General features: G+C 34.5%; 1 pseudogene. It reads left to right on the forward strand.

Annotated features, from left to right (window positions below):
- Window positions 1-255, forward strand: a pseudogene (locus tag WFK35_RS23210) (hypothetical protein); the annotation flags it as partial.

Consider the following 255-nt stretch of genomic DNA (forward strand, 5'->3'; position numbering starts at 1 on the left):
TTAACGCGCAGAATCTGAGTAACTCTCCTTATGCAACTTACGGAATCGGAGATGTAAAATATGATAATACGATCGAAACTACCTCAATGGGAGGTATATCTACCGCTTTTATAAGTGATTTTACAAGAAATTTCAATTTTGCAAACCCTGCAAACAATGCTAATTTCGAGCTTACAAGTATCAAGCTGGAAGCTACCAACGAAAACAATTACTTTAAAACAAACTATAACAATACGAAGTCTACCAAACATTCTA

The sequence above is a fragment of the Chryseobacterium sp. VD8 genome (assembly GCF_037149975.1).
Classification (GTDB): Bacteria; Bacteroidota; Bacteroidia; order Flavobacteriales; family Weeksellaceae; genus Chryseobacterium; species Chryseobacterium indicum.